The sequence below is a fragment of the Cystobacter fuscus DSM 2262 genome (assembly GCF_000335475.2).
Classification (GTDB): domain Bacteria; phylum Myxococcota; class Myxococcia; order Myxococcales; family Myxococcaceae; genus Cystobacter; species Cystobacter fuscus.
In genome coordinates, this window is the sequence record NZ_ANAH02000010.1 from 232,326 (window position 1) to 256,216 (window position 23,891).

Here is a 23,891-nt window from a genome sequence, read left to right on the forward strand (position 1 = left end):
CGGGCGTCTTCGCCAACCGGTCCAGGAACTGGCGTGCCTGCCCCAGGTAGAGCGCCGCGCCCGCCGGGTGTCGTGCCTCTTCTCCGAGGCCACTGGCCTCCTGCACCACCTGGAAGGGGTCCGTCGTGTCTTCGGGAAGCTCGCCGGAGCCCCCGGTCGCCTCTCCGGGGGCGGGAGCGGCCTCGGGTCGTCCAGGTGCGGAGCCGTCGTGGCGCGAGGGCGAGTGAGGGCCGAAACCGTTGGTCAGGTGGCCACGCTGAGTGCCCGTGGCGCACCCTGTCAGTAGCGCGACCACCGCCAGGGCCAGCAAGGCCCCACCGATTCGACGGCTCGGAAGACGACGCGCCGCCATGGAGATTGGCCCCGCGGCGAGACGGGTGGACATGCTTCACCTCCCTCACATCAGGGGCTGACGAGTGCCCGGGATTTGAGAGAGGTGCGGAGGGGCGGTCAAGCCTCTGGTGAGGGGCGGCTTGAAATCCGGTGGCCCTCCTTTCCATGCACCTCCTTCGGCTCAATCGCTGGTGGGTTCGGGTTCCGGACGTTCGATGAGGCCAGCCCGGTCGAGCAGTTCGCGCACGCGCGCGGTGAAGGCCACGTGCTCGGGGTTGCTCGCCGTCATGGGCTCGGGGGAGAGGGCGAGGAGCCAGCCGAGGGTGCCCACTGGCTCGATGCGCACGGGCGCGGGCAGTGGGGGAAGCGTGCCCAGGCGGCGCGACAGGTAGGTCAGCCAGCCCACGCGGACCTCGGGTTGCCGTTTCTCGACGAGGCGTACCATCTCGGTCGAGCTGGCCATGGCGAAGTCGGGGTCCCACGCGGTGGCCATGCTCGTGAGCACTTCGGTTAGCACGGGGGCTCGCAGGAGCCGCTCCCGTACAGGGCCCGCCCTGGGCGGGTTGAGCAGGCACGAATTGGGCCCTCCCCAGGGGGAGTATCCACCGCAAGAAATGCTGAGGTGAGTGGGATCCTTCTTCTCATTCCACATCATCTGACTGAATCCCAAGTCCTCGATGACTTCCTTGCCGAGGTCCGTGCGATTCCTGCCCTGCAATAGGAACTTCTCCAGTTCCTCAACCTCCGGGCGCACCGGGTGGCCTGGTAGCTCGCGAGGGAATCCTCGGCCTGCTCGGTACCATTGGGTAAATGACGGATCACACCGTGCCAGCATGTAGAAGAAGAGTTCCGCGCGCCGGGCACACTCCAGCGCTGTTTCCTTGCGTGGACCCCAGTACGCCCCCACGTAATATCTGTCTTGCATACGCGCTCCTCTCCTACCGCGCTGGTGGGGTGTGATGGACGGTGATGTTGTTCCATCCTCTGTCCTCGAAGATTTCGCGAAGGAACTTCGTGACCTTTGCATCGGCGACATGCCAGATCAGCGATAGCCCCAACTGGCGGGCCGCCTTCGATTGTCTTTCGGCTTGTTCCATCATCTGTTTGAACTTTCCGGAATTCACGTACCAATACTTGGGCGTGCCATCTGGGTTGAAGAAGGAGCAATAGCCGGGGCCCTTGGCCTCCAACAGTTCTGTGCCCCGGATGCCGTCGAACTCCAGTTTTCCAATCATGTAGACCCACCACGCGGGCCGTCCCGTTATCTGTTCTTGATAGTCCAGGGAGTTCTTCGATTGGGTCGTGGGCTTCTTGTAGGTCCACTTGCCGGGACCCTTCGCTGTGGTTGTCTGGGCGGCCTTCCCCTTGTTGCCGCTCGCGCCTCCGGTGCTTCCCTGTTTTTTCCCCGCCATGTGGAGGAGGGAGAGGTCGCCCAGCGCCATGCCCCCGGTGGTGCTCACGGTGCTTCCCGCCACGGCCGCTCCGCCGCCCAGCACCAGCTCACCCCGGGCGGTGAGGGACAGCGCCGGCAACTCCGCCCCCAGTCCGCCCATGCGCCCCAGGGTGGCCTCCGCTCCGCCGAGCAGCATGAGCACGTGCGTGGACAGACGTGCCGCCTCGCGGATCTGGTCCTCCCGGGACATGGCGCCGTAGCGAGCGAAGTACTCCGGCGAGGAGGCGATGAGGCTCGCCACCGTGGTGGGCAGTTGGCCCAGGTCCTCCACGGTGCGAATGGGATGGAGGAGGGAATGGGCCATCGCCACCACCATCTCCCCCAGGGCGACCTGTGCCCCATCGAGCGCGGCGTTGAGCCAGTCCTTGCCCAGGCCCAGTTCGGCCAGGGGCGGGCTGTCCACGCGCCTCAAGGCCTCGTTCACCGGATAGAAGACGCCGCCGCGTGAGAAGTAGAAGTCACCCACCGCGAGGTTGCCCACCCGCCACTCGCCCTCCACGAGTTGGAGCTGCCCCAGGCGCTGCAGGGGCGTGCCGGTGAGCGTGGTCGCCAGGTAGCCATCCGGTCGCACCATCACCAGCAGCCAGAAGCGTTCGGTCCGCCACTTCAAGTCGGCGTACTCCACGCGCTCGCCGCCCGCGAGCACCTCGCCCAGCAGCCAGCACAGCACCCGGCGCGGAGCGAAGCTCCGATAGGTCACGGGCGTCCTGAGCAATTGAGCCAAGAGCTGGCGTGCCTGCTCCTGGTAGAGCGCCGCGCCCGCCGGGTGCCGCGCCTCTTCTCCGAGGCCACTGGCCTGCTGCACCACCTGGAAGGGGTCGGCCGTGTCGTCGGGAAGCTCGCCGGAGCCCCCGGTCGCCTCTCGGGGGGCGGGAGCGGCCTCGGGTCGCCCAGGTGCGGAGCCGTCGTGGAGCGAGGACGAGTGAGGGTCGAAGCCGCCCGTCAGGTGCCCCCGAGGCGCGCCCGTGACGCACCCTGTCAGCAGGGCGACCACTGTCAGGGCCAGCAAGGCTCCTCCGATTCGAGGGCTCGGGAGACGACGCGCCGCGATGGGGGCCTGCCTCTCGTCAGATGCCTGGGGTGTGTTCCTCACGGGCACCCGGAATGCCAGGGGAACTTCAGGGCGGTCAATCACACTTGCTGTGAAAGACGTGGGTTATTTCCCGTCTTCTCATGGATTAGTAGGATTAAAAAGTCATAACGAATTAACCCGACTAAATTGGAGTCGTGCTCTATTCCAGCCAAGGTGTTCGCGCGTCGGTGCGTGCGTCACCCGAACGAATCCCCACGGAGTGGGCCCAGGCGCTCTCCGGGGAAAGGACCAGGAGCCGATGAAGACGATCTGGAAGCAGAGCCTGCTCGCCGCGATGTCGCTGGTGGTGCCCTTGAGCGAGAGCCTCGCGGGGACGGCGGATTTCACTGTTCAGTATCAGAACTACAACGCGGCGGGGCCCAACGACGACATCATCGAGGCGGGCATCCAGGTACGTAACAACACCTCGGCCGCCATCCCCCTGAGCAACATCGTCGTGCGCTACTGGCTCACGAAGAATGGCGCCTCCACGGTGGCTCCGGCGTGCTGGTGGTGGAACGCGCCGGACTGCTCGGCCATCTCGCTGACCACCGGGAGCGCGTCCGCCTCCGGCGCGGATCAGTACGTGGAAATCCGCTTCACCAGCGCGGCCGGAAGCCTGGCCGCTGGCGCGACGACCGCGCCCATCGATCTCGGTGTCACCTTCGGAGGCGCCGCCGTCAACGAGACGGATGACTATTCCTACGGCAATCAGACGGCGCCCACCGACTGGAGCCGCATCACCGTGCACGACGCGGGCTCGGCGCCCACCGGCGGCCTGCGCGGCGGCACGCTCCCCACGGGTGGCACGACTCCTCCGCCGACGGACCCGCCGCCCTCGAACCTGGCCGAGTTCTTCGATGACTTCACCTACTCGGGCACGGGTGACGCGGCGTTCACCAACCTCTGGAATGTGCGCACGTACGCGGGCGGCCCCGGCGTGAGTGGCGCCACCTGGTCCGCGAGCAACATCTCCATGGTGACGGAGGGCTCGGACCGGCTGATGCGGCTGCGGGCGAGCACCAACGGCACCGCGGCGGGCACCACGCACTCGGAGGTCCTCACCCAGGCGCAGAAGTTCCGCTTCGGCACCTACGCGACCCGGATGCGCTTCCGCGACACCCCGCTGTCCGGCACGCGCGTCTTCGCCGACAAGTACGTCGAGACCTTCTTCGCGCTCACGCCCTACAGCAGCCCCAGCTACTCGGAGCAGGACTACGAGTACCTGCCCAACGGCGGCTGGGGACAGGGCAACACCCCCACCATGTTCATCACCTCGTTCGACAAGAACAAGACGGCGAGCACCTCGGCCCGGCTCGGCTACAGCCATGATGGCTGGCACACGCTCGTGCTGCACGTGAGGCCCACGGGCAATGTCTATCACATCGACGGCGTGGAGCGGGCCAACCACTCGTCCCAGTTCTCGCCGCTCATCAACCAGTTCCTCGACTTCCAGATGTGGTTCATCGAGCTCGGCCCCTCCGGCGGCGCGCGCACGTACTTCGAGGACGTGGACTGGGTGTACTTCGCCAAGGACGCGTACCTGGACACCAACACCGTCAATTCGAAGGTGTCGAGCCTGCGCTCGGCCTCCGTCCCGCGCAAGGACACGGTGCCCTGAGCGTTCGTCCGAGCCGGTTCGGCTACTTGTCGATTCGTTCCCTGACGCCGAACCGGCCCGCCGTCACCTGGTGTCGTTCCACCGAGAGGGTGTCGGCCTTCAGCGTGCCACGAGCCTGCAGGCCGTAGTCATTGTAGAAGGCATCAACGGTTCGCGCCCGGAGGTCACCACCGATGTGATCATGGCGCCTGTCGTCTACCCCAGCCATGGACCGTGGGGCATGAGACAGGCGTGCTCAGAAGCTCCAGGGCGAGGTGCTCGTAGATGGACACCATGTCCGGCACGTTGACATGCAACAGCGACTCCAGGCTGCTCCGCGTGGGTGAGGACAGGCGGCCGCGGCGCTCCGCGAGGAAGCGCTGGATGGTTTGTGTCGTGTCTTGCGCCGTTGGCGGCTTGCCTCCACCCAGCGCGGAGAGGGCACGGCAGAGGGCTTCGAATTCCTCGCGGATTCGAGCCAGCTCGGCTTTGCGCTCGGCCGCCGTGGTGCTGAAACGCGCCTCGATCTCCACCTTCACCTCCTCGCCCTGGCGGGCGGGGAAGGCGGGAAAGACCCAGGAGCGCACGAGCAGCATGACGCAGTTGCGTTCCAGATAGAGACCTCCCACGTGAGGGATGTGTCCACCGCGCGCGTCATCCAGCACCTTGCCGTCGCGCCCCACCTCGAAGCGCAGCAGGATCCGATCATCCACATCGGGAGGAGGGGTCCAGGGAGTGTTTTCCCTGGGGGCTTCTTCGGTGAGCAGGCGCATGCAGGAGGCCAGCGCCGGCCGCTGCTGGTCGAAGACGCGCTTGACTGCTTCGGGAGAGAGGCCGGGGGAAGTCTCCACCCGGCTGGCGGGCGAGACCTCGGCCGCGTGAGCAGCGGGTGTCAAAAGGCAGAGGGCTAGAGCGAACCACCTGGGAACGATGCGGGAGGTGTAGCGGTGCATCCGCTGCCTCCTAGCAGAAACGCGCTTCCGGCTCTGAATCCCCGCCGAAAATCCGATACGCACCGCGTACCCTCCACGGGGGTCGGGCAGCGAACCGGCGCACGGAGTCGTGGGACTCACGTGCGTCTGGGAGGAGCGGTTGGCCGCCGAGCATCTGATTCCGACGTTTGAACGCCAGGACCCACTCGGCCGCCGGACAGCCGGGCGCTCCCCCGCGCACTCCGGTCACCCGTCTCAGGTGTGGACTTAGCTTGAGGACATGTCCGACGCGTTCACCCACCTGGAGATCGCGGGTCGTCCCGTGCGCATCAGCCGGCCGGAAAAGGTCTTCTTCTCCGCGCGCGGCGAGACGAAGCTCGATCTCATCGAGTACTACCTGTCCGTCGGTGAAGGTGTGCTTCGCGGCGTCCGCGAGCGCCCGTGCGCCCTCAAGCGCTACCCGGACGGTGCCGAAGGGGCCTTCTTCTTCCAGAAGCGGGTTCCGGCCGGCGCGCCCGAGTGGCTCCAGACCGCCCAGGTGACTTTTCCCAGCGGCCGGAGCGCGGACGAGCTCTGCCCGGTGGACCTGGCGCACGTCGTCTGGGCGGTGAACCTCGGCTGTCTGGACTTCAACCCGCATCCGGTACGCCGGAGCGAGCTCTCGCACCCGGACGAGCTCCGCATCGACCTCGACCCGCAGCCGGGCGTGCGCTTTTCCAGCGTGCGCGAGGTGGCCCTGTGCGTGCGCGAGGTGCTCGAGGAGCACGGGCTCGTGGGATACCCGAAGACGTCCGGGTCGCGCGGCATGCACGTCTATGTCCGGCTCGCACCGCACTGGGACTTCACCGAGGTTCGCCACGCCGCGCTCGCGCTCGCGCGTGAGGTGGAGCGGCGCATGCCGCGCAAGGCGACGAGCGCCTGGTGGAAGAAGGAGCGCGGCCGGCGGGTGTTCGTGGACTTCAACCAGAATGCGAAGGACAGGACCATCGCGTCTGTCTATTCCGTGCGGGCCAACCCCGAAGCGCGCGTGTCCTGCCCATTGCGCTGGGACGAGGTCGCGGACGTGGAGCCCGAGGAGCTGACGCTCGCCACGGTGCCCCGGCGCTACAAGAAGCTCGGTGACGTCTGGGAAGGGATGGACGAGCGTGCCTTCGCGCTCGACAGCCTGCTCGAGCTCTTCGAGCGCCAGAAGGCCGCGGGGCTCGGTGAAGCCCCCTTTCCGCCGCACTTCGACAAGCAGAAGGACGAACCGCTCCGTGCGGCGCCCCGCGCGGGCGCTGTCCGCGCGAAACCGGCGCTCGCGGCACGTGCACAGCGAAAGCCGCGTCGCGGCGGAAGCCGTTGAGCCGGCCCCGGCGCGAGGGCCGGAAACCCGCCGGAAACTCAATGGGCGGTGGCGCCCTCGAGCCCGGAGGCGAAGACCTCGACGAGTTCGGCCGGGACCGAGCGCTCCAATTGCGCGTAGGTGCACGAGCGCGGCGTCCGGTCCGGGCGCCACCTTCGCAAGTGCGTGGCGTGACGAAAGCGCATGCCCTGCATGTGGTCGTACGCCACCTCGACGACGAGTTCCGGGCGCACGGGCTCCCAACTCAGGTCGCGCTGCGCGCTCCAGCGGCTCTGGGCCCCCGGCATCCGGACCGCGTCGTCCTCCACCTCGGCCCACTCGCGCCAGGGGTGCGTCTCCATCGCCCGCTTCCGGTACGGCTCGAGCTTCTTCGCGAGTTCCACCCGTTGCTTCGCGGTGAACCCCGTGGCGACGCCCGCGTGGTGCAGCGTGCCTTGCTCGTCATGGAGGCCGAGCACCAACGAGCCGATGCCCTGGCCGTCCTTGTGCCAGCGAAAGCCACCGACGACGCAGTCCGCGGTGCGCTCGTGCTTCACCTTGTACATCTCGCGCTTGCCTTCCAGGTACGGCAGGGCGAGCGGCTTGACGACGACCCCATCGAGCCCGGCGCCCTCGAAGCGGCGGAACCAGGCCTCGGCCACCTCGCGGCTGCGCGTGGCGGGCGTGAGGTGAATGGGCGCACGGACACCCGCGAGCGCTTTCTCGAGCAACTTCCTGCGCTCGTGGAAGGGCCGCGGCCGCAAGTCTCGCTTGTCGAGCGCGAGCAGATCGAACGCCACGAACGAGGCGGGCGTCTCCACCGAGAGCTTGCGAATGCGTGAAGCCGCCGGGTGGATGCGCTGCAACAGCGCGTCGAAATCGAGCCCGCCGTCCTCGCCCACGATGACGATTTCTCCGTCGACGACGCAGCGGCGCGGCAGATGCGTGCGGAGCGACTCGACGAGCTCGGGAAAGTAGCGCGTCATCGGCCGCTCGTTGCGGCTGCCGAGGATGATCTCGTCTCCGTCGCGATAGACGATGGCGCGGAATCCGTCCCACTTCGGCTCGTAGAGCACCTCGCCTTCCCCCGGTATCTCTCGCACCAGACTGGCGAGCATTGGCGACACCGGAGGCATGACGGGCAGCTTCATGAATGAAAGCTGGGCCTGAGCCGAATGGCGAGCAACCCGGAGCAAGGGCGTCCCCGCCGCCGATGCCTGCTTGCCCAGCGACCGGGAGGGCCTGCTCCTCCTCGCGGGGCCCACCCTGCCCGTGGTGGGCCCCATCCGGCTGCGCCGACCGCACGAGACACGCCGCGAACCCTCCGTGGGGGTCGAGCATCGAACCGGCGCACGGAGTCATCGGAATCACTCCCAGGAGGATGGCGGCATGAAGATCGGAATCATCGGCGCGGGAATGATCGGTGGAACCCTCGCGCGGCGCTGGACCCGGCTCGGACACGAGGTCTTCATCGCGAACTCGCGCGGGCCCGAGACGCTTCGCGAACTCGCGGCGGAGACGGGCGCGAAGGCCGTCACCCGCGCCGAGGCGGCGAGGGCCGGCGAGGTCGTCGTCCTGACGATCCCCCAGAAGGCGGTCCTGGACCTGCCGAAGGACCTCTTCGCGAACGTGCCGAAGGACGTCGTCGTGATCGACACGGGCAACTACTACCCCATCCGCGACGGACTGCTCGAGGAGCTCGACGGCGGAAAGGTCGAGAGCGAGTGGGTGGCGTCGCGGATCGGCCGCCCCGTCGTCAAGGCCTTCAACAACATCTTCTTCAAGAGCCTTCTGGAGAACGGCAAGGCGAAGGGCACACCGGGGAGGATCGCGCTGCCGGTCGCGGGGGATCCGCCCGAAGCCCGGGCGAAGGTGCTCCAACTCGTGGACGAACTCGGTTTCGATGCCATCGATGCCGGGAGTCTCTCGGACTCCTGGCGCCAGCAGCCCGGCACCCCGAGCTACACCCACGACCTCGATGCGGCGCGCCTGAAGCAGGCCCTCGCCCAGGCCGAGCGTGGCCGCCTCCCGGAGTACCGCAACGCCGCCAACGAATCCTTGAAGAAGTATCTGACGACGTAGTTCGACGGTGCGCGGGTGGGCACATCCTGGTGCTCGAGGATGTGCCCTCGGGACGTCAGCTCAACACCTCACCAGGTGGACTGGGTGTCGGGGATGCAGGGCTGGTAGAGATAGCCGCTCGCGGTCGGTCCCACGAGTTCGAGGTCGCGGCGGCTCGAGTTGATGTGCCACTGATTCGCGCGGGTGCAGTTCGGGTTGGTGTTGTACTCCACGTTGAAGACCGCCTTGCCCTTCGCGATGAAGCTGTTCTTGAAGAGCTGGCACTCGTCGTACTCCCAGCACTGCTCCGTCAGGGCCCAGTCGAAGTAGTCCACCAACTCCGGCGCCTCGGTGTTGTTGCCCTTGAGTCCCACCGACATTCCGAGCGAGTGGGCGAGGTCCGCGATCGCCTTGTTGTAGGCATTGTTCTGGGCCTTGGTGATGGGGAATCCGGAGTCATTGCTCCAGACCTCCGTCTCATCCGGCTCGATGGCATCGAAGCCCTTGTTCTTGCACCAGTTGATCATCCGGTCCCTCATGATGGGAAGGAGGATGTCCTGTTGGCGGATGTCGAGCCAGTACGAGCCGTCCCAGCCCTCGTCCGGTTTGCCAATCACGGACGCTGGGAAGCGCGCCTTGTCCGACCGGTAGTCCTCGTAGACGCCCGCGTCGAAGTAGCAGATCACCACGATGTCTGGTCCGAGGGCGTGAAGCTTCGCCACCGTTTCGGCCGACGTCAGCTCGCCATCGAGGTCATAGACCGTCTTGTGGGGCAGCACGTCGCGCGGGTAGGAAAAGTCCTGGGAGAGCTGCCAGTGCCAGTGAATGGGCTGCGCGGGAGTGGGGCGCCACCAACTCGTCTGAGTTCCGGCATCGTTCAGGGGTGCTCCCGCATCCACGAACTCCGCTCCGACGTTTCCATCGGGGTTCGGCTCGGACGGAGTGCTTTGAATACCGCAGCCGAGCAGGGGACCCAGGGCGAGTGCGGCGACCAGCGAAAGTTTTGACACGATTGTCTCCATGGAGGTGTCCGGCGCGTTGGGACATCGTGGCCCCGGCTCACGTTGCATCTGTCATACACGAGGCATCTGTCATGGGGTTGCGAGAGAGCGCCGCTGTCACCAGTGGCGCTCGGTCTCATCTGTCTCCAGGATGATGTCGCTTACCGGGCTCTTGCCTGCTCCCGCGCCCTGAGTTGCTCGGCGCTAGAGTCCTTCGTTGATTTCCAGTTCAGCTGGCATGAGCAGATGTCATGGGAGACGCTCACCCACGCGGGCGTATCAGAGGGACGTGCGCTCGAGCACCTCGTCCACGGCCTGATGCATGCCCAGGGTGCGCGAATACGCGTTGGGAGGCACATTCATCAGGGACGAGGGGTCTCGAGACTCACAGCTCGAATCGTTGAGCCTCACGGACCCCTTCTTGACGGGTCCCGACGCACAGGACCACTCGATGGAGGCCGAATACACCGTGGTGGAATCGCAGTCGGGCATCGTCTCCTCACGGATTGCCGCCGCCACCAACTCCCGGATGATGCGCTCCCCGTCACCGCGGGAGAGCTTCCTCCGCTCGCGCACCTGTTTGCCCTCCGCTCCCCCCTGGTTCCGCTCCACCGAGAGCAGGGCTTCACCTGGGGACAACCGCACGGAGAGCACCCCCCCGAAGACGTTGAAGCAACCGCTTTCCTCGTAGTGGATCTTCATCGACACAGGCGAGGTGCCGAGAACGCACTCGAAGGGGTTGTCTGGGGTCGTGGTGCGGCCCGAGGCCCGCGCGAAGTCGTAGGCGTCCAGGGGACTCGTGCTCGTCTTCCAGGTGCGCCCGAAGTCCTCCGAGCGCAGCAGCGCCCCCGTACCGAGCTCGGCGAGAACCGTCTTGGTCTTCAGGAAGGCGATCGCCCGGAGGGGACTCTGGGGAACACGGCCCACCTGGAACCAGCTCCGGCCCTCATCGTGGGAGGCGACGATCTGGTCGCCGGCCCAGCCCAGCCACTCATCGGGCGCCTTCCGGGCAATGCCCTCGAGTGGGGTCAGGACGCCTGAACCCTGGCTGACAGGGGGGCCCGCTCGCAGCAGTTGGCCGGAGATGAAGGTGTACAGCCTCCTCTTGCCCAGCGCCACGACGGTGTCCGCCCCCAGCACGACCGCCTTTTCTTCTCCGAGGAAGGGAATCCACTGCTCCAACGGAACGCCGTCGCCAGTGGGCCGCACGGTGATGATGCGCTGGCCATCGGGAGTTCGCGCGACGGAGAGGAGCGGATCCTTTTCTTCCGAGGCCTTGGACTGCCAGGTCTTTCCTCCATCGGTCGTGACGAACCGTCTGCTCTCGCCCTGGACCCACCCGCTCTCGCCCTGGACCCACAAGCCCTCTCCCTGGAGCCAGGCGACGTGGCGAGAGAGTCGGACCACGCGGCGCAAGCGCTCTGTCCGGGTGAGGTCGCCAAGAGGCAGACGCTGCCAGCTCGTTCCGCCATCCTCCGTGGACCAGAGGGACTCTTTGCTTCCCAAGGCCCATCCGCTCTCCGGGGAGAGAAAGGACATGCTCAGACAGCGATCATCGTCATTGAAGGGCGTGCCCTTCAGTTCCCGCCAGCTCGCCCCGGCGTCATCACTGCGGAAGATTCGCCCGGACGAGCCACAGAGCCAGAGCCGATCCCCCAGGTGTTGCAGGTCGTGGACCTGGAGGTCGTCCGTGAGGGGAATGGACTTCCAGGAGCGCCCCGCATCCGTCGTTCGCAGCACCCGCGGGCCGATGGCGCCAGCGGCGATGCCCGTGTCGGGGCCGGGCCAGACCATGTGTTCGAGGGTGTTGTGCGAATGGGCGAGGAGCGCTTTGACCAGGGCCTCGGTGGCCTGGGCATCCACTCGCCACGAACGGCCGGCGTCCGCGCTTCGCGACACCTGGACAGCGAACCGCGCGTCGTCGAGGACCCACAAGTCCTCCTCCGTTCGTTTGGAGAGGAGCCCCGCCTGGAGACGGAGTTCGTGGACGGCCAGATCCACCGAAGGCAGCGGCGGTGGGGGAACCTGCGCCGAGGCGGGAAGGACCAGCAGGAGCGCGGCGGACACGATGGGCATCCACGAGCCAAGGTGCATGGGGAGAGCCTCCTGGCATCAGGGTAGACCGTCCGGCGGGCCAGGACCATGGGCGTGGGGGGTTGACGCTCCGGAGCACCTTGTCAGGTGAGGCGGGGATGAGGCGTCGGAGGCCGCTCTCTTCCGGCTCGGCGCCATTCGCCGGGCGTGGGGAGCTTCCTGTCTTCCCAGTCACCTTCCATGACTCCTCCTCGAACGCAGACGCCGTACCGGCCCGTGGGCCTTCTCCAATTGATGCGCCAGATATCTCATTGGGATAAGGAGCCGCCCGAACGGGTGGCTCCTTTCGCCGCCCTCGAACTCCATAAGGGGGGGAAAGCCGTGTCACGGTATTTGTCTTCGTTCATTGTCGCGTCGATGGCGGTGGGGGCTGCCTGCGAGCCCGTGCGGCCCGTGTCGCCCTCCGGCGTCGTGTCATCCGCCTCGCCCGAGGTGCGGCTGCTGAAGGAGCCCGCGCGGGTGACGGCCCTCGCGGTGCCGGCTTCCCCGGACGGGTGTCTGTCCATCTCCTATACCCTCCAGCAGCCGGATGGGGAGCGCGCCGATGTCGTCGTGGAGGTGGACGCGCAGGGGGATGGCTCCTTCCAGCGCGTCACCCAGGCGGGCTCCACGGACCACGAGGGGCTGCTCGCGCGCGCCACCTCGCCCGAGGGCGTGGCCCACCGCTTCCTGTGGAATCGCGCCGTGGACGTGCGCGCGGCCACCTCGGTGAACGTGCGCGTGAGTGCCCAGGTGCCGGGCGCCGCGCTGGACTCGAGGACCGTGGCGCTGGCCCTGCCCGCCCCCGGCCGTGGCTGTGACGTGTGGATGGACAGCAGCCGAGTCACCAGCATGCAGAAGGACATGCCCCGCCTGGCGACCTCGGGCGACTTCGATCGGGATGGCAAGCTGGATCTGATCCTCGTCATGGATTACGGCCCCATGCTGATGATGAAGGGGCTGGGTAACGGAGGCTTCCTGCCCGCCGTCCCGCTCGTACTCGGCTTCAACCTGCCCGATGACGCCCCGCCTGTCGCCGCGGACCTGGACGGGGACGGCGTGTTGGATCTGCTCTGGACGAGGAGCTATGAGCAGATCCTGTTCGTGGCGCGGGGACTCGGAGATGGTTCGTTCGCCCCCGTGATCCAATACGGTGTGCAGGCGGGTATGCAGGCTGGCTTGTTGTCCGCTGGCGGCAAGTCGAGCCTCGTCGTCGCCGACTTCGACGGCAACGGCAGTCCCGACGTGGCCCTGAAGAAGGGATACAGCAGCCTGGTTCTCTTCTTGAACCAGGGCGATGGGACTTTGAGTGCCGTCCTGCCCCCGGGGACCTACTGGCCTTTCACGAGCAGGCTCGCCACGGCCGACCTCGATGAGGATGGCCATCAGGACCTGGTGGCCACGAGTTATGGCAGGCCCTTCGTCGTGCTGTTGTCCAACGGGGATGGCACCTTCCGCACCCAGCAGCAGACGGGGGATGTCTGGATGCTGGACTCGGCACTGAGGGACTTCGACGAGGATGGTCACGTGGACCAGGTCATCGCCGTGCCTGGGTCCTCCACCACCGAGCTGCGCCTGCGCCGGGGCAACGGCCAGGGCGGATTCTCCGCGGCGGCGCTCGTGGCTTCGGTCCCGGGCGCTCCCAACCCCTCGGGCCCGACCCTCCTGGAGGCGGACGATCTGGACGGTGATGGCCACCTGGACCTCGCGGTGACGATCGAGCAGGAGCAGAACGCCGGTCGCGAAGTGCGCAACACGCTCAACCTGGTGAAGGGGCTGGGAGATGGCACCTTCGCGCCGGTCGTGCGGCTGCCCTCGGGGCGCAGGCCCTCCTTCGTCACCACCGGCGACTTCGATGGGAATGGTGTGTCCGACGTGGTGACGCTGCAGTGGGAAACCAAGGACGTGCGCGTGTGGCTCGGTGGCCCGGGGCGGACGACCCGGACGCTGCCCATCGGGTCCGAGGGCCTCTCCGCTGTCGGAGATTTCAACGGCGATGGGTGGACGGATGTCATCTCCACCACGGGGTACTCGACGACGCAGGTGAAGATGAGCCTCGGGGGCCCAGGAGGCCTGTCCAACCCCGGGCTCGTCACCACGTTGAATTCCGCCACTGTCGCGTTGCAGGTGGTCCACGTGGATGTGGGGACGACGCTAGACGTGGTGCTGTATTCCTCTTCTGGACTCGTGCAGCTCCTGCTGGGCAATGGTGACGGCACCCTGCGTCCCGCCGTCGCGCTCCCACTGGGATCGCTCGTGGAGCATGTGGAATCCGGCGACGTGAACGGGGATGGCAAACCAGACCTCGTCTTCATCGCCGGGCGCGAGGCCTCCTCCGGCAGGGAAGCGCGTCTGTTGATCGGCCGGGGAGATGGAACCTTCGAGCCGCCCGTGTCCCTGGCGACCGGGAGCCTGCTGCGGCAGGCGGTGCTGGCGGACCTGGACCGTGACGGCAAGCTGGATGTGATGGTGCTGCGGTCCGGGACCGGCGTGGGCGCGGAGGTGCTGATGGGCAGGGGTGATGGCACCTTCACGCCTGGACCCGGGCTGTCGCTCGGAGACGATGCCATGACGGGCCAGCTACGCCTGGCGGATCTGGATCAGGACGGAGTCCTGGATGCCGTGTACTGCCGCGATGTCTACGAGCAACCCAAAGTGAAGTACTCCCTCCAGGTGTTGAAGGGCACGGGCACCGGGGAGTTCACCCGCCTGGGCTCCTACTCCACGCAAGGCAACTGCACGACCCTGACCCTGGCGGATGTCGATGCGGATGGATGGTGGGACGTGTTGTCTTCCAACCTCAACGCTGGCTCCGTCTCCGTGCTGCGGGGCGTGGGCCAGGGCGTGCTCGCTCCGGATCAGTGCTTCGGGTCCTATGACTCCGACAGCTCCTATGACACTCCACATCTCTCGGTGCTGGACGCGAACGGGGATGGCCGGCTGGACCTTCTGAGTGGGACCGGCCTCCTCGGGAGGAACGCGCTGCTGCTCCAGCGCTGAGCAGTTCCCTCCCGATTCGGTGGGCGACACGGGCCTCCGTGTCCGCTCACCGCCCGGAAGGTCCAGGCGGACTGCTCACGCCGAGGTGGGCAGTCCCGCCAGCTTGCGGCTCGCCTGGATGGAGTGCAGCACCCGCACCCGTCCGTCCTCGCCGATGTCCAGGCGGACGACCACCCGCGTGGGGCGGCCGGGAGCGGGCTGCTTCCAGCGGGCCACCAGCGCGGGCAGCCCGTTGATCATCCGCACCTCCAGCGCGTCCGCCACGCCGCCCAGCTCGTGCAGCCGCCGGTAGAAGAGCGCCACGCGCTTGACTCCCACCACGGGCACCCGCGCCGCGAACGTCTCGCCACCCCCGTCCGACAACGCCCGCACGGGCTCGGCCAGCAGCGCCTCGGCCGCCGCCACGTCCCCCGACACCAGCGCCCCCAGGAAGTCCTCCAGCGCCCGCCGGGTCCGCTCCTGGAGCTCGCGCGTGGGCACGCACCGCTCCCGGTCATACGCCGCCATCACCGCCCGCGCCCGGTGGTGCGTCACCTTCACGTTCGTCTCGCTCATCCTCAAGCACCCGGCCACCTCGCGCACCGGGTAGTCGAAGACGTCGCGCAGCAGCAGCACCGCGCGCTGCCGCGGCGTGAGCGCCTCGAGCGCCAGCAGGAACGCGAACGTCACGCTCTCCAACAGCTCGTAGCGGCCCTCGGTCGTGCCGCCTCCGGGCAGGTGCGCCTCCACCGACGCCACCGCCTCCTCCCCCGTCTCCACCGGCGAGGGCAGCCACGGCCCCACGTAGCCCTCGCGCTTGCGCCGCCGCAGCCTGTCCCTCGCGAGGTTCATCGCCACGCGCGTGAGCCAGGGGCGCAACTCCTCGGAGCGCTCCGGCGGCGTCGCGAGCGCCCGCGCGTACGTCTCCTGCACCAGCTCGTCCGCGTCCGCCGCGACGCCCGTCATCCGGTAGCACAGCCCCCACAGGAAGCGCTCGTGCTCCCGCGCCGCGTGCTCCAGCGCCTCGTGGCCCACGGACGTCATGCCGCGCGGGCTCCCACGCGGCTGCCTGACCACGCGCGCGCCACCGCCTCGGCGCTGGAGAGCGAGGCATCCACCAGCATTCCCTCGGTCCCCACCCAGTCCCCCACGAGGCCCAGCCCCTGGAGGTGCTCCACCACCGGCCGGGGCCGCCCCGCGAGGCCCTCGGCCTTCGTCGGCAGCGCATGCATCACCGTCAGCCCCGGCAGGAACCGCCGCGTCACCACGTGCTGCCTCCAGCCCGGCTGCAACAGGTCCAGCACGCCCTCGAGTTCCGGCTCGCTCGCCTCCGCGTCGCGCTCCCCGAGGTACTTGGCCACGTGCACGAGCGCTCCTCCCTCCGGGGCCACCCGCGCCCACGCCGAGTGCACCGAGGCATACCACGGCCGATCCACCCCGAACGCCGTCAGCGCCCCGGGCCTCGGCAGCCGCGACAGCCCTACTTCCAGCGAGGCCGCCTTCACTGGCACCGCCTTCGCCGCCCAGCCCGCCGCCACCGCGTCCCCCGGCAGGAGCGCCGCCACCTCATGAGGTCCCGCCGCCAGTACCACCGACTCGGCTGCCCACTCCGTTCCATCCGCCAGCCGCACGCCGCGCACCCGGGGGCGCCCGCCTCCCTCCTCGCGCGTCACCTCTTCCACTCGCGCCGACAGCACCCGCTCCACTCCCGCCGCGTCCGCGAGCGTGCTCAGTCCGCGCACCATCTCGACCCAGCCCCCATCGAGGTAGCGCACGCCCTGAGTCAACGCCGCCTGGTGTTGCGCCACCGCCGCGTCCGCGCCCAGGAGCGCCAGATCCGCGCAGTACGTCGACAACCGGAAGAGCATCGCCACCGGAGCGCGCACCTCGTCGCGAGACACGTTCGCGCGCAGCCATTCCTCCAGGCTCATGCCCCTGAGCGTCGAGGCGTCCATGCGACTCAATCTCGCCATCACCCGGGCGAACTCCAGCTTGCCCGCCGTGCTCAGCAGATCCGTGGTCAGCAGCGACACGAGCCCCGAGGGGAGGGTGTACAGCCGACCTCCGCGCAGCGCGAAGCCTCCCTCACCGCGAGGCCCTCGGCCCTTGAGCTCCAGGCCCAACTGTCCGAGTACTCGCGCCGCCGCTCCGGCCAGGTAGAGCGCGTGGGGGCCCAGGTTGAGGTGGTAGCCCTCTTGAAGCGTGGTGTGCGCCCGGCCGCCGAGGTGCCTGGCCTTCTCGAACAGCACCACCCGCCGGCCTCCCCGTGCCAGCAGCGTCGCCACCGCCAGGCCTCCCAGCCCTCCGCCCACCACCGCCACGTCCGTCGTCTTCATGGTCTCGCTCCCTTTCGAGCCCCGTGCTTGGGGCTCTCGGCGGGACCACGAAATGGGCCTTCAAAAGGTTACGGAGACTTGGACCTCCCGTCAGGACAGGGGGTGGTAGGGGGTCGGTGGGCCTCTTCCTCCTTCACCACCATGATCCCTCCTCGGACGCAGACCCTGTACCGGCCCGTGGGCCTTCTCGAACTGGAGCTCATCCTCGACGCGGGCTCGCGGGCGTTTCCGCCGCGCCTGCCGGAGCAGCCCATCTTCTACCCGGTCCTCAACGCCGGGTACGCCGAGCAGATCGCTCGCGACTGGAACCCTCCCGACGTGCGCTCGGGCTTCGCCGGGTACGTCACCTCGTTCGAGGTGGAGGCCGACTACCTGCGCGCCTTCGACGTGAAGGTGGTGGGCGACTCGCGCCATCAGGAGTTGTGGGTTCCCTCCGGGGAACTGGCTGCGTTCAACGCCCATCTGGCCTCGCTCATCCAGGTGAGCGCCGTCTGGTTCGGAGCCAGCTACACCGGACCCGTGCCCACCTCGGCCCAGCTCCGAGACCTGTCTCCTCGGGAGCAACTGCGCGCGCTCGACGTCCTGCGGCGTGACGACACGGCGGCCTTCCAGGCCCTCGTCCAGAGGGAGTGGAAGCTCGTGTTCTGCAACCATGCCCTCTGGCGGAGCCTCGCCTCCGGTGCGTCCGAGGCCGGGACGTGTGAGGCCCTCGCGGCCCTCTGGCGTTCTTCTCCGAGGGCCGCGCTCGCCTTGCCGGAATGCCCCTGACAAAACCCCCAAAAAAGAGTCGGGGAGGAGCCGCTCCCCAGCAGCTCCTCCCCGACTCGCACTGCTCGCGCCACTTCCCCAAGTGGCGCTCCCCGTACTGCCCCCGTTCGACTCCTTCTCCCCCTGAAATGGTTGTCTTTCCCGACCCCGACCCGCCCGTCCTGCCCCGTACCGCCCCGTGTTACCCGTGCTGCCCCGACCCGCCCGTCCTGCCCCGTGCTGCCTCATCCCGACTTCGTGCCAGAGGGCTATTGCAGTCCGAATGCCAGTGTGCTCGTGAGAGATGAGGCCGTGATTTCGGGGGGTTACGCGGAGCGGGGACCGGAAGCCCGTCCGGAAGCGGTAAGACTTACCAGGAAGGAGATTCCCTCGGTTTCCTAGCGAAGCTCCCGGAAGAACGAGCGCACGTCCTTCAGGAACAGTTCCGGCTGCTCCGCGGCGGCGAAGTGGCCCCCGCGCGGCATCTCCGTGTAGCGCCGCAGGTTGAATCGCGCCTCCAACCAGGGCCGGGGCGTGTGGGTGAGCTCCTTGGGGAAGTCCGCGATCGCCGTGGGCACGCGCACCGGCTTCTTCAAGTCCAGGCGCTGCATGCCGAAGGTCTCGTAATAGAGGTTGGCCGCGCTCGCGATGCTGTTGGGCGCCCAGTAGAACATCAGGTTGGTCAGCAGCCAGTCCTTGGAGAAGGCGCGCTCGACGTCCCCGCCACAATCGCTCCAGGTGCGGAACTTCTCGACGATCCACGCGGCGAGCCCCGCCGGTGAATCCGCCTGCCCGATGCCGAGCGACATGGGCTTGGTCATCTGCACGTGGCTGTAGCCGCTCTCGGCGGCGGAGAACGCCGCCATCTTCTGGCCATACTCTCGCGCCAGCTCGCTCTGCTCCTGTCCGGACGGCGGCGCCGCGAGGGCGAAGTTGAGGTGGATGCCCACCAGGTGCTCGGCGTGCTCCACCCCGAGCGCCGTGGTGACGACGCCTCCCCAGTCACCGCCCTGCGCGCCATAGCGGGAGTAGCCCAGGTGCTCGACCATGAGCCGGTCGAACACGGTGGCCACGCGCGTGGCATCCCAGCCCGGCTCGCGCGGCTTGCCGCTGAAGCCATAGCCCGGCAGCGCGGGGATGATGACGTCGAAGGCGTCCCGGGCGTCACCTCCGTGCGCGGCGGGGTCCGTCAGCGGCTCGATGAGGTGATGGAACTCGTAGATGGAGCCGGGCCAGCCGTGCGTCAGTAGCAGCGGCAGGGGAGACGGACCCTTGCCCCGGACGTGCCAGAAGTGGATGTCGACGCCCTCCACCTCGCACAGGAATTGAGGGAAGCGGTTGAGCTCGGCCTCCTGCTTGCGCCAGTCGTAACGCTCACGCCAGTACGCGCACAGCTCGCGGACATAGGCGACGTCGGCGCCGCGCTGCCAGGGCTCACCGGGCAGCGGCTCGGGGAAGCGCGTGGCCTCCAGGCGGCGTTGAAGATCCGTGAGCACGGCCTGGGGCACATCGATGCGAAAGGGACGCGGAGACATGGGGCTCCTGGGAAGAGGAAGGATCTTCTGGATTCACCGTGCCACGCGGGCCGCGAGCGGGAGACGCCAAAAAAGAATCGGGGAGGATCCGCCCCCAGCGGATCCCCCCCGACGCACTCCTCTACCCACTACCCCCGTAGTGTTGCTGCCGTGATGCACTGCCCCCGTACTGTTCAACCCCACTCGAAAACCTGTCCGCCCCGACCCCGCCCGTCCTGCCCCGACCTCGCCGTTCCGCCCCGACCCCGAATCCGCCGTCCTGCCCCAACCCCGACTCCGCCCGTCCTGCCCCGACCTGCTGGTCCTCGACCCGCCCGTCCTGCCCGGGGTCCATAGCAGTCCGCATGCCAGGGGCCAGGAGGGGGAAGAGCCTCCTGATTCCAATGGGTTGTGAAGTGCGCGGCCTCGACATTGTACTGGAGGGCAGTAAGACTTACGGAAAGGGACTTTTCGGGGGGTGCAAGAAGTTCCGCTCTTCGGGTGCGTGCCCCTCCCGGACGGAACTTTCCTGGAACCCGCTCGAATCGCGCTCCGCCTGGTGCCTCGTTCGTGGAGGGAGTGGACGGGCAAGGCGTCGATGACGCGCGTGGGGGGCGAACCCATGTTCGCTCGCGTGAACAAGAGATTGCCGCTGGCCTGTCTGGTCGCGTTGCTCGCCGCCTGCTCCCCGCCGACTCCAGAGCCCGAGGCGCCTGGTAAGGGGCCTCCGGCCTCTCCAGGCGAGCCGGTGCCGCCAGGGCCCACGGAGCCGTCCGGGCCACCGCCCGGGACCGAGGTTCCGTGTGAGATGGCTCCGGTGGAGGCGGCGGCGCCCGTCATGGAGCGCCCCGCGCCCGAGGCGTGGGTGGTGCCCGGGGAACTGGTGCTCCATGCGTCAGGCTTCGAGGACTCCGGAGGCGCGGCGCCGGGCCGGGCCCACTTCGAGGTGTGGTCCGTGGAGGACGACGCGCCCGGGGTGCTCGTCTGGTCGGCCACGGTGAGCGCGCCCGAGGCGCGACTGTCCGAAGGTCGCTTCGAATCCACGAGGGCCGGCTTGTCCGAGCGGACGCGGTACGCGGCACGGGTGCGCTACGCCTATGGGTCCTCGACCTGTGAGGCCTGGGGGCCGTGGAGTGGCTTCCGCCTCTTCCGGACGGAGGATGGCTCCGCGCAGCTCTTCGACGAGGCGCGGGTGCTCGAGTTCCATCTCGACATTCCACCGGACTCCTGGGCGGCGATGAACGCGCAGGCCGTTCCACCCGACTGTGTTCCGCACGAGCGCGATGACCACCGGGCCACGCTGCGCTTTGGCGCCCAGGTGTTCGAGAACGTCGGCGTGCACGTGAAGGGGGGCTGCGGCTCGGCGCGTACGCTCGAGGGCAAGTCCTCCTTCAAGGTGGACCTCGAGTGGGATGACCCGGCGGTGCCCGGAGGCGAGCCCTCGCGGGAGTTGCTGGGCCGCAAGAACTTCACCTTCGACAACAACGTGCAGGACCCGAGCTTCATGAACGAGCGCCTGGGCTTCGCCTTCTTCCGGGCGATGGGGGTGCCGGCGCCCCGGGCGGCGTCGGTGCGGCTGTTCGTCAATGGCGAGCCGTGGGGCCTCTACACGCATGTGGAGACGATCGACCGGCGCTTCCTCGCGCGCTGGTTCGAGGACAAGGACGGCGCGCTCTACGAGGGCTCGTACTGGTGTGATCTGCTCGCGGAGAACATGCCGGCCCCGGGGGAGGACGCGAGCGGCTATTGCCTGGAGCGCAAGCTCGGTGGGGGCTCTCCCGCGGCGGATGGGTATGCGCCCCTGCGCGAGCTCACGCGCCGGCTCGAGGGACTCGGCCGGGGCGGGTTCTATCCCGAGGTCCTGGCGTTCTTCGACTACGACCGCTTCCTCACGACGTGGGCCATCGAGGGTGTGATTTCCCACTGGGACGGCTACTCGTTCGACACGCGTAACAACTACCGGGTGTACGAGGATCCCTCGACGGGGCGCTGGACGCTGATTCCGGGGGGAATCGATCAGACCTTCGGCCATCGCCAGGGCTCGAAGGCGGGCACGGTGCAGGACCCATGGGCGGTGACGGGGCTGCTCGCCGCGCGCTGCCTGGAGGAGGCGGACTGCCGGGCGGCGTACGCGACGCGGCTGGAGGAGGTGACGCGGGCGTTCGAGAGCGCTGGGCTCGAAGAGCGGGTGCGGCGGATGCGCGAGCAGCTCGCCGGGCACGTCCGGGTGGATCCCCGCAAGGAGACGACCTTCGAGGGCTTCGAGCGCGCGGTGGAGGCCACGCTGCGCTTCATCCGCGAGCGCCCCGTGCAGGTGCGCGGCACGCTTCCTCCCTCTCCCTGACAGGGGCTTCGGGCGGGGCGTCATGCCCCCCGGGCGAGCGGCCTGCGAGAGTGGGTACAAAACCCGACGGGACAGGGGGCGGCTGTTATCCTTCCGTGCCCGTCTTCCCCCGCCTCGTGCCGCCCCCGACCATGGCCCTGCCTGCTTCCTCGCATCTTCCCTCGGTGGACTCCCTGCTCGGCCCTGGCGGTGCGCTGGAGGCCGCGCTGGATGCGTACGAGTACCGTCCGGAGCAGCTCCAGATGGCGCGCTCGGTGGAGCGGGCCTTCCAGGAGCGTGGCTACCTGCTGGCCGAGGCGGGAACGGGGACGGGCAAGACGCTCGCCTACCTGGTGCCCGCGTTGTTGTCGGGCCGGCGGGTGGTGGTGTCCACGGCGACGAAAACCCTGCAGGAGCAGATCTTCTTCAAGGATCTGCCGCTGTTGCGCGAGCGCATGGGCCTGTCCTTCGAGGCGGTGTACCTCAAGGGCCGCAGCAACTACCTGTGCCTGCACCGCTATGACACCTTCAGCAAGGATCCGCAGTTCGCCTCGCGTGAGGAGGGGCGGTACTGGAAGCACCTGAAGACGTGGGCGGGGAGCACGGAGACGGGGGACCGCAGCGAGCTGGAGCTGCCCGAGTCCTTCAGTGCATGGGGCCGGCTGTCGACGACGTCGGACACGTGCCTGGGCTCGAAGTGCCCCGTGTACGACAACTGCTTCGTGACGCGGGTGAGGCGGGCGGCGGAGTCGGCGGACCTGCTGGTGGTCAACCATCACCTGTTCTTCGCGGACCTGGCGCTGCGGGGCCGGGGCCAGCGGGGCGAGGGCGTGCTGCCGCCGTATGACGCGGTCATCTTCGACGAGGCGCATGCGTTGGAGGACGCGGCGGGCAGCTACTTCGGGCACTCGGTGTCGAGCTTCCGGCTGGAGGAGCTGGTGCGCGACGCGCTGGGAGTGATGTCGCCGCAGGACTCGCGCTTCGGGATGCTGTCGTCGCTGGTGGTGCGCCTGCGCACGTATTCGGAGGCGCTCTTCTCGCAGGCGCCGCGGGTGCTGGGGCTCACCGAGCAGGAGGGCGCGGTGGCGCTCAAGCCCGAGCGGCTGGAGCAGCTGTCCGGGTCCATCGAGCAGGTGAAGGAGTCGCTCTCGGCGCTCTCGGCGTTCACCACGACGGAGCGCGAGCCGGAGCTGACGTTGCTCACGCGCCGGTGCGCGGACCTGGTGGCGGACTTCTCCTTCCTGCAGAAGGTGGAGTCGAACGACCACGTGTACTGGGCGGAGGCGCGGGGGCGGGGCGTGTTCCTGCGCGCGAGTCCCATCGAGGTGTCGCGCGAGTTGCAGGAGCGGCTCTACGGCGGGGTGGACACGGTGGTGTTCACCTCGGCGACGCTGGCGGCGGCGGGCCGCTTCGACTTCTTCGCCAAACGCATGGGGCTGTACGACGACGAGGGCTCGCCGGTGACGAGCGTGCGCACGGTGGCGGTGCCGAGCCCCTTCGACTTCGAGCGGCAGTCGGCGCTGTACCTGCCCACGCACCTGCCGGACCCGGCGGCGCCCGGCTTCATCGAGGCGGCGGCGGAGGAGATCGTCCGGCTGTGCGAGGTGACGGGGGGGCGGGCCTTCGTGCTCTTCACCAGCTTGCGCAACATGGAGCGGGCGCATGCGCTCGCGCGCCACCGGCTGCCCTACCAGGTGTTGTTGCAGGGCGAGCGGCCCAAGCAGCAGCTGCTCGAGGCGTTCCGCTCGCAGCCCAGCGTGCTCTTCGCGGCGCACAGCTTCTGGGAGGGCGTGGACGTGCCGGGGGACGCGCTGAGCCTGGTCATCATCGATCGGTTGCCGTTCGCCTCGCCGGGAGACCCGCTGGTGGCCGCGCGCATCCGCCAGTTGGAGGCGCGTGGCGAGGAGCCCTTCGGGGGCTACCAGTTGCCGCAGGCGGCGCTGGCGTTGCGGCAGGGCTTCGGGCGGCTCATCCGCACGCGGGCGGACCGGGGCATCGTGGCGCTGTTGGACCGGCGCATCGTCACCAAGAGCTACGGGCGGTCCTTCCTCGCGAGCCTGCCGCCGGCCTGGCGCACGCACTCGCACGACTCGCTCCATGCGTGGTTCCACGGCGAGCCCGTGTACGACGTGGAGGAGTGAGG

Annotated in this window: 16 protein-coding genes; 7 read left to right on the top strand and 9 right to left on the bottom strand. The window is 68.4% G+C overall.

Translation table 11 applies throughout. From position 1 onward, the window contains the following. Positions 1 to 514 precede the first annotated feature (514 nt). Together D187_RS59245 and D187_RS50105 are read right to left on the bottom strand one after the other, a co-directional pair. A complete protein-coding gene (locus tag D187_RS59245) occupies positions 515 to 1,369 on the bottom strand; it encodes an Imm52 family immunity protein (protein WP_368665048.1) in 855 nt (284 codons plus the stop codon). Further along, on the bottom strand, positions 1,272 to 2,795 hold the full coding sequence (locus tag D187_RS50105) for a Tox-REase-5 domain-containing protein (protein ID WP_051256421.1): 1,524 nt from the start codon (positions 2,793 to 2,795) through the stop codon (positions 1,272 to 1,274). The genes D187_RS59245 and D187_RS50105 overlap by 98 nt, the downstream gene beginning before the upstream one ends. 322 nt (positions 2,796 to 3,117) lie before the next feature. On the opposite strand from D187_RS50105, the gene D187_RS19360 reads away from it, so the two are divergent. After that, entirely contained in the window at positions 3,118 to 4,479 is a 1,362-nt protein-coding gene (locus D187_RS19360) for a cellulose binding domain-containing protein (RefSeq protein ID WP_043430592.1), read from the top strand. A gap of 179 nt (positions 4,480 to 4,658) precedes the next feature. Here D187_RS19360 and D187_RS19370 read toward each other — a convergent pair whose 3' ends face one another. Continuing rightward, positions 4,659 to 5,411 carry a hypothetical protein gene (locus tag D187_RS19370; protein WP_155893446.1) on the bottom strand — a complete coding sequence of 251 codons (753 nt, stop codon included), beginning with the start codon at positions 5,409 to 5,411 and terminating at the stop codon, positions 4,659 to 4,661. Positions 5,412 to 5,670: 259 nt separating this feature from the next. On the opposite strand from D187_RS19370, the gene ligD reads away from it, so the two are divergent. Further along, the gene (gene ligD, locus D187_RS19375) at positions 5,671 to 6,735 is read left to right on the top strand and encodes a non-homologous end-joining DNA ligase (RefSeq protein WP_002632126.1); all 1,065 of its coding nucleotides are present in this window, start codon (positions 5,671 to 5,673) and stop codon (positions 6,733 to 6,735) included. 38 nt (positions 6,736 to 6,773) lie between these two features. Here the strand turns inward: ligD and D187_RS19380 are convergent, their stop codons facing one another. Beyond that, a complete protein-coding gene (locus D187_RS19380) occupies positions 6,774 to 7,865 on the bottom strand; it encodes an ATP-dependent DNA ligase (RefSeq protein ID WP_211241547.1) in 1,092 nt (363 codons plus the stop codon). A 175-nt stretch (positions 7,866 to 8,040) separates the two neighbouring features. Between D187_RS19380 and D187_RS19385 the strand changes: the two genes are divergently transcribed. Then, on the top strand, positions 8,041 to 8,796 hold the full coding sequence (locus tag D187_RS19385) for an NADPH-dependent F420 reductase (RefSeq protein ID WP_162159661.1): 756 nt from the start codon (positions 8,041 to 8,043) through the stop codon (positions 8,794 to 8,796). Positions 8,797 to 8,864: 68 nt separating this feature from the next. Here D187_RS19385 and D187_RS19390 read toward each other — a convergent pair whose 3' ends face one another. Both D187_RS19390 and D187_RS19395 read right to left on the bottom strand, forming a co-directional pair. Continuing rightward, on the bottom strand, positions 8,865 to 9,785 hold the full coding sequence (locus D187_RS19390) for an endo alpha-1,4 polygalactosaminidase (protein ID WP_245591763.1): 921 nt from the start codon (positions 9,783 to 9,785) through the stop codon (positions 8,865 to 8,867). A gap of 270 nt (positions 9,786 to 10,055) precedes the next feature. Beyond that, positions 10,056 to 11,870, bottom strand: a complete 1,815-nt coding sequence (locus tag D187_RS19395; RefSeq protein ID WP_002632131.1) for a WD40/YVTN/BNR-like repeat-containing protein — start codon at positions 11,868 to 11,870, stop codon at positions 10,056 to 10,058. Between the two features lie 321 nt (positions 11,871 to 12,191). Between D187_RS19395 and D187_RS19400 the strand changes: the two genes are divergently transcribed. Then, entirely contained in the window at positions 12,192 to 14,849 is a 2,658-nt protein-coding gene (locus D187_RS19400; RefSeq protein WP_002632132.1) for an FG-GAP repeat domain-containing protein, read from the top strand. A 75-nt stretch (positions 14,850 to 14,924) separates the two neighbouring features. Here D187_RS19400 and D187_RS19405 read toward each other — a convergent pair whose 3' ends face one another. Both D187_RS19405 and D187_RS19410 read right to left on the bottom strand, forming a co-directional pair. After that, the gene (locus tag D187_RS19405; RefSeq protein ID WP_002632133.1) at positions 14,925 to 15,872 is read right to left on the bottom strand and encodes a sigma-70 family RNA polymerase sigma factor; all 948 of its coding nucleotides are present in this window, start codon (positions 15,870 to 15,872) and stop codon (positions 14,925 to 14,927) included. Beyond that, positions 15,869 to 17,164, bottom strand: a complete 1,296-nt coding sequence (locus D187_RS19410) for a phytoene desaturase family protein (protein WP_002632134.1) — start codon at positions 17,162 to 17,164, stop codon at positions 15,869 to 15,871. Before D187_RS19410 ends, D187_RS19405 begins: the two co-directional genes overlap by 4 nt. Before the next feature lie 177 nt (positions 17,165 to 17,341). Between D187_RS19410 and D187_RS57115 the strand changes: the two genes are divergently transcribed. Next, the gene (locus tag D187_RS57115) at positions 17,342 to 17,932 is read left to right on the top strand and encodes a hypothetical protein (protein WP_211241548.1); all 591 of its coding nucleotides are present in this window, start codon (positions 17,342 to 17,344) and stop codon (positions 17,930 to 17,932) included. A gap of 377 nt (positions 17,933 to 18,309) precedes the next feature. On the opposite strand, the gene D187_RS19420 is transcribed toward D187_RS57115, so the two are convergent. Beyond that, positions 18,310 to 19,446, bottom strand: coding sequence for an epoxide hydrolase family protein (locus D187_RS19420; RefSeq protein WP_002632136.1), 1,137 nt, complete (start codon positions 19,444 to 19,446; stop codon positions 18,310 to 18,312). Positions 19,447 to 20,047: 601 nt separating this feature from the next. Between D187_RS19420 and D187_RS19430 the strand changes: the two genes are divergently transcribed. Both D187_RS19430 and yoaA read left to right on the top strand, forming a co-directional pair. Next, entirely contained in the window at positions 20,048 to 21,769 is a 1,722-nt protein-coding gene (locus D187_RS19430; protein ID WP_162159656.1) for a CotH kinase family protein, read from the top strand. A gap of 131 nt (positions 21,770 to 21,900) precedes the next feature. Then, positions 21,901 to 23,889, top strand: coding sequence for a DNA repair helicase YoaA (yoaA, locus tag D187_RS19435; protein WP_002632139.1), 1,989 nt, complete (start codon positions 21,901 to 21,903; stop codon positions 23,887 to 23,889). The last annotated feature ends 2 nt before the right edge of the window (positions 23,890 to 23,891 follow it).

Excerpts from the sequence above, each read along its gene's own strand:
- D187_RS59245 (WP_368665048.1), bottom strand. The coding sequence starts at position 1,369 with ATGTCGCCGATGCAAAGGTCACGAAGTTCCTTCGCGAAATCTTCGAGG.
- ligD (WP_002632126.1), top strand. The coding sequence starts at position 5,671 with ATGTCCGACGCGTTCACCCACCTGGAGATCGCGGGTCGTCCCGTGCGC.
- D187_RS19405 (WP_002632133.1), bottom strand. The coding sequence starts at position 15,872 with ATGACGTCCGTGGGCCACGAGGCGCTGGAGCACGCGGCGCGGGAGCAC.
- D187_RS19395 (WP_002632131.1), bottom strand. The coding sequence starts at position 11,870 with ATGCACCTTGGCTCGTGGATGCCCATCGTGTCCGCCGCGCTCCTGCTG.
- D187_RS19370 (WP_155893446.1), bottom strand. The coding sequence starts at position 5,411 with ATGCACCGCTACACCTCCCGCATCGTTCCCAGGTGGTTCGCTCTAGCC.
- D187_RS19410 (WP_002632134.1), bottom strand. The coding sequence starts at position 17,164 with ATGAAGACGACGGACGTGGCGGTGGTGGGCGGAGGGCTGGGAGGCCTG.
- D187_RS19420 (WP_002632136.1), bottom strand. The coding sequence starts at position 19,446 with ATGTCTCCGCGTCCCTTTCGCATCGATGTGCCCCAGGCCGTGCTCACG.
- D187_RS19430 (WP_162159656.1), top strand. The coding sequence starts at position 20,048 with ATGTTCGCTCGCGTGAACAAGAGATTGCCGCTGGCCTGTCTGGTCGCG.
- yoaA (WP_002632139.1), top strand. The coding sequence starts at position 21,901 with ATGGCCCTGCCTGCTTCCTCGCATCTTCCCTCGGTGGACTCCCTGCTC.
- D187_RS19360 (WP_043430592.1), top strand. The coding sequence starts at position 3,118 with ATGAAGACGATCTGGAAGCAGAGCCTGCTCGCCGCGATGTCGCTGGTG.
- D187_RS19380 (WP_211241547.1), bottom strand. The coding sequence starts at position 7,865 with ATGAAGCTGCCCGTCATGCCTCCGGTGTCGCCAATGCTCGCCAGTCTG.